Annotated in this window: 2 protein-coding genes; both read right to left on the bottom strand. The window is 43.7% G+C overall.

Features of this window, described 5'->3' with window-relative positions; genetic code table 11:
- A partial coding sequence (locus A3729_RS24885; protein WP_197476060.1) for a sialidase family protein occupies window positions 1-594 on the bottom strand: 594 nt, incomplete at its 3' end.
- A 3-nt stretch (window positions 595-597) separates the two neighbouring features.
- The coding region (locus A3729_RS24880) for a TonB-dependent receptor domain-containing protein (RefSeq protein ID WP_156498120.1) at window positions 598-982 on the bottom strand (385 nt) is incomplete at its 5' end.

Genomic DNA, 982 nt, shown 5'->3' with positions numbered 1-982 from the left:
CCCTAAGTAGTCTTGATTCCTGTCACGAGCGGCTTTTTTATCTCGTTTATCAATCCAGAATAAATATAAACGCCCTGTACCATCCATCAGCATCGCATCAAAACGATGACCGATTAGTGCTTTGTCATTGTTGATCGTAATCGGTTCAGAAAAATTTTGACCGCCATCGAGTGAACGAGCAAAACGCACATCCCCCGAATAGCGCCCAGGCGTCTTATGCGTCCATGAGATAAAGATCTCTTGTTGTTTTCCCAACAGGATCTTTGGCCTATTCTCGCCATCATCATAAATCGCTTCAGGTCGCCGATTAACAGCAATAGGAGGCGTATAGCTGCGCCCTTCATCTGATGATGAAGATAAGTAGATATGGCCATTCTGAGAGAAGACCACATACACTTTATCCTTACCCTCGGCATACGATGGAGCGCGTCCACAATGCACAGATGGAAGTGCCATACCTTGACACTCAGGCAGCAAACTGTTTTTCATTGCTCCATGCTTTTTTGCTGCCTCTGCATCTTGGTTGCAGGTCAATAAGAGTGCAAGCAAAAGGCACAGTATGAAAAAAATACCTGAGCGTTCTTTAGTCATCATGTCTTAAAACCGATACTCAATACCTGCGAATAACTGACGCGGAGCCCCTGGTGTATACTTCTCTTTGCCGTAACTGAAGCTGGCATTTTCCGCATACACTTTATTCGACAGGTTATTAATCTTAGCGCTCAATTTGAGCTGTTCAGAAATTTTATATAGTGCTTTTAAGTGTGTAACCGTATAGCCGCCATATTTTTTAGTGTTATTGTCATCCATCCAATACTCACCAATATGCTCAAGCTCCAATGAAGTCGTCAAACCCTGCACCTTTTGAGGAGAATAGTTCAAACGTAAGTTAGCCAAACTGTTAGGCGCCTCAGCTTGCTCGTTATCGCCATAATCTTCATCGTTCACATACTCGTGCTCCGAGTAGCTATAAGCCAATCGT

The sequence above is a fragment of the Oleiphilus sp. HI0043 genome (assembly GCF_001634935.1).
Note: the sequence above shows the minus strand (reverse complement) of the source record. Positions and strands in the feature narration are given on the sequence as shown.